The sequence below is a fragment of the Nonomuraea sp. NPDC049784 genome, from assembly GCF_040659615.1.
Lineage (GTDB): Bacteria > Actinomycetota > Actinomycetes > Streptosporangiales > Streptosporangiaceae > Nonomuraea.
Genome location: NZ_JBFAMX010000875.1, coordinates 1 through 3,286 on the forward strand (window position 1 = coordinate 1; position 3,286 = coordinate 3,286).

Annotated in this window: 4 protein-coding genes; 1 reads left to right on the forward strand and 3 read right to left on the reverse strand. The window is 66.5% G+C overall.

The window, feature by feature from the left end; all coding sequences use genetic code 11:
* Window positions 1-640, forward strand: a 640-nt coding sequence (locus tag AB0J09_RS60225; protein WP_360712758.1) for a VOC family protein, incomplete at its 5' end; no start/stop codon positions are given.
* Window positions 641-1,415: 775 nt separating this feature from the next.
* Here AB0J09_RS60225 and AB0J09_RS60230 read toward each other — a convergent pair.
* From AB0J09_RS60230 to AB0J09_RS60240, 3 genes are all read right to left on the reverse strand, one after another.
* On the reverse strand, window positions 1,416-2,432 hold the full coding sequence (locus AB0J09_RS60230; protein WP_360712761.1) for a hypothetical protein: 1,017 nt from the start codon (window positions 2,430-2,432) through the stop codon (window positions 1,416-1,418).
* A 143-nt stretch (window positions 2,433-2,575) separates the two neighbouring features.
* Window positions 2,576-2,737 (reverse strand): hypothetical protein, encoded by a 162-nt coding sequence (locus AB0J09_RS60235; protein WP_360712764.1) that lies wholly within the window; start codon window positions 2,735-2,737, stop codon window positions 2,576-2,578.
* A gap of 437 nt (window positions 2,738-3,174) precedes the next feature.
* Entirely contained in the window at window positions 3,175-3,285 is a 111-nt protein-coding gene (locus AB0J09_RS60240; RefSeq protein ID WP_360712767.1) for an RICIN domain-containing protein, read from the reverse strand.
* Between the last annotated feature and the right edge of the window lies 1 nt (window position 3,286).

Here is a 3,286-nt window from a genome sequence, read left to right on the forward strand (position 1 = left end):
CAAACTCACCGGTTGGGACGTCGTCCGGAAGGATTCCGACCGGTTCGGCGTCCAGAGTCCGGACGGCCAGGAGATCGAATTCCAGCGCGCACCGGACCACGTCGCGCCACAGTGGCCCGGGCAGGAGCACCCGCAGCAGTTCCACCTCGACCTGCAGACCGACGATCCCCAGGCGGAGGCCAAGCGGGCGGTCGGCCTCGGCGCCACCCGGCTGGCCGACGGCCCGACCTGGATCACGCTGGCCGACCCGGCCGGTCACCCGTTCGACCTCTGCCAGAGGGACGGCGTCGGCCCGGTGATGGGCCTGTTCGCGGTGACGATCGACGCCCCCGACGCGTCAGCCCTGGCCCGCTTCTACGCCGACCTCACCGGCATGGAGGTCACCTACGACGGTCCCGAGGGCGCGCTCATCTCCGCTGACGGCAGGAACGTGATGTTTCAGCAGATCAGCGACTACAACCCGCCCCGCTGGACGGACCCGGCGCACCCGCAGCAGGCCCACCTCGACCTCCTTGTCGACGACCTCGACACCGGCGAGGCCCGGGCACTGGAGCTGGGCGCGTCCCACCTGAACGCCGGCGGCGACCGCTTCAGGGTCTTCACCGACCCGGCCGGCCACCCGTTCTGCCTGATCCGGTAGAGCACCCCGGGCCCATTCATTCCGTCCGCAGCCCGGACAATCTCGGCAGACGTCCGACGAGCGTGGCAGTGCCCGAATGGCAAGGTCACAAGGAGTGCAGGCGATCCGCGACGCCGTCGACCACAAGAGCCAGACTGATCGCCCCTGCGAGCTCGTCACCACCCAGCGGGCCCGTCGGACATCCTCAATTCGGCAGATTCGGATACGCGGCGAAGGTCTCGACCTCGTGACACAGCGTCATCCCGACGTCGTTGATGAGGTGAACTCGGACTGCTCGATCAACGGAGCCTGCCCCTCAGACTCAAGGGCCTACAGGCACCCGGACAAGCACAAGATCACCGGTCGGCTCGGGCGGAGTCCCGCTCGTCGATTCGTCTCGGACAGCGCCCACGACGCACCCGAAAGGTAAGTCCGGACGCCGCAAGATCCTCCGAAGAGTTGGTCCGGACTCCGAAGGGTTCGGGCGGACAGGACACTCAAGTTCGACTTCGCCAAGGTGCCCCTCACCGGCGTCCCGTCCATTGCTCGACGGCTACCGTCAGGCGACCGGCGAGGGGACCTCAACGAGTACACCGGTGTGGGAAGCTCGCGTGCTGTGGTTCCACCTCACCTGGGCTCTCGGTCGTCTGGCGGATCCGTCCCACGCCCGGGGGGAACACCACTGGACTGCTCCTCCAGCCAGTCGGCTCCTGGGGCGCTGCTCCGCTTCTTCACCTCGCTCCACCAGCCCTGGGACGATCTGGCCTGATCCAGCGTTTACTGGCGCCGTGGGGGTTCAGAACTCGATGAACCCGTACAGCGCGAGATGGTTTGACTTCGTACTGCCGACCGTGTGATCAATGCTCGACGGCCGCACGGCGCCCCTGACGAAGAGGTAGTCGATCTTCCTGGACCCGTCGGTTGCTTTTGCTCCATAGCCGGTCATGCCGAAACCGCCGAGTGTTGTGGGGGCGATGTTCGTGCGATTCGCGTCGATCCCGATCATGCGGATCGTTGACGCGTTCATTAAGCTCGTGGCGTCCGCGCCGACGTGGATGCCGGAATTGGCGATGCCCGTGTAGCCCGCGCCCGCGCAGGCGTTGGCTCCGTTCTGTTCCGGGAGGTGCATGGTCGCGGCGAAGACGGTTGTCCCCGTTTCCTTGATCGTGAACCTCGCCGCGAGAGCGCTGGTGCGCTTCCATTTGTATTCGTTGGTGGCGCCGTCGTCGCTGTCCGGCGGCTTGTACAGCGTGCACCCGGCCCCGCCGTTGTACGGTGTTCCAGGCTTCAACCAGCCCGCGCTCCAGTATTTGGAGACGTCACCCGCCGCGAGGCTCAGCGTTCTGGTGTTGTAGATGATCCCGTTGGTCTGTTTCTTCTTCAGGTCGCCGAGCGCCTGCTCGCTGCACTTGTGCGAACTGCCCCACTCCTCGGGGTCGTCCCAGGCCACGAGCGCCTTGTAGGTGCCCGCCGGATAGCCGAACTTGGCCCCGAGCTGGTCGGCGTATGCCGTGGCCTGTCCAGTGCCACGCACCTGTTGCACGATCAGGAGATCGGGAGGCTTCACGCCAGAGGTGCCCGTCTTGCCGTTGTCGTCGACGAGCATCGACGTGAGGTGGTCCGGGCCTGAGATTCGGGTGCACGTGCCGTCGGCGTTGTTTCTCACCAGGTTCTCGATGTTGTTGTTGTAGACCCGTAAGACTCGATCCTCCGCGGCCGTGGGCGTTTCGTGCGCCTGCGTGATCGAGGGTGTGGTGAACAAAGCAGCTGTCGCGAGCGCTACCGCGCCAAGCGATCGGTAATGGAATGACATTGTCGAAGGGTAGCGATGATCGTCGGGCCTGTCGCGAGTCGACGATGTTGCCCCGCGGACGTGGCAGCCTGGGCTGGAAGAGTGTCGGCGCGCCGGTTGACGGCTGGTCCCGCCATCAAGCTCAGTTACGCCGGACAGCCGGCTCATAGATCGCCGAAGAACACCCGCTCCCGCGCCTGTTCGACCGCGACTAGCAGGGCGCCGCGCACCACGGGTCTGTCCGGGCTCGTACTCGCCGCCACCCGGGGCCGGGCCAGGCCCCATGCGGGCGACAGCCCGCTGAACACGTCCGGCGAGCACGTCACCTCCGGCCGAGCGGCCCTGACCGTGGTCGACGCGGCGGCAACCGAGCCCAGGACTCGCCCACAACCTGCGAGCGTCGATGAGAACGGCGGGACTCCGTGAGACTGGAGGCCCGCCCGTGCCTACGATGTTCGCCCTGGTCAGCGGCCGGAACCGCTGGTCAAGATCAAGTGCCCCCTGCACGAACCAGACCACACTGCGCTGCCCCTACGAGCAACGATGCGGCTGAGGAAACTGTCAGTCAGCAAGTTAAGGGCGACCAGGCCGGGGATTTCCGCGATGATCCGCTCACTCCGGCCATGTGCCTTTAGCTCGGCGACATCCTCGTCTGTCAGCGATGAGGGCTCGGCCACCACACGGGTGGCCACTGCGATCAGCGCCGTTTCGCGAGCGTCAGTGGAGGGCTCCTGGCCACTCCCCGGGGTGTGGACGGATGGCCTCAGACACGGGTCCAACGCTGGTTGGTGCCGCCGTGACAGGTCCAGATCTGCATCTTGGTGCCGTTGGCGGTGCCGGCGCCGCTGACGTCCAGGCACTTGTTCGCCCCCACC

What these genes read in the sequence shown, in the direction of transcription:
- AB0J09_RS60230 (WP_360712761.1), bottom strand. Translation starts at nt 2,432, where the DNA reads ATGTCATTCCATTACCGATCGCTTGGCGCGGTAGCGCTCGCGACAGCT.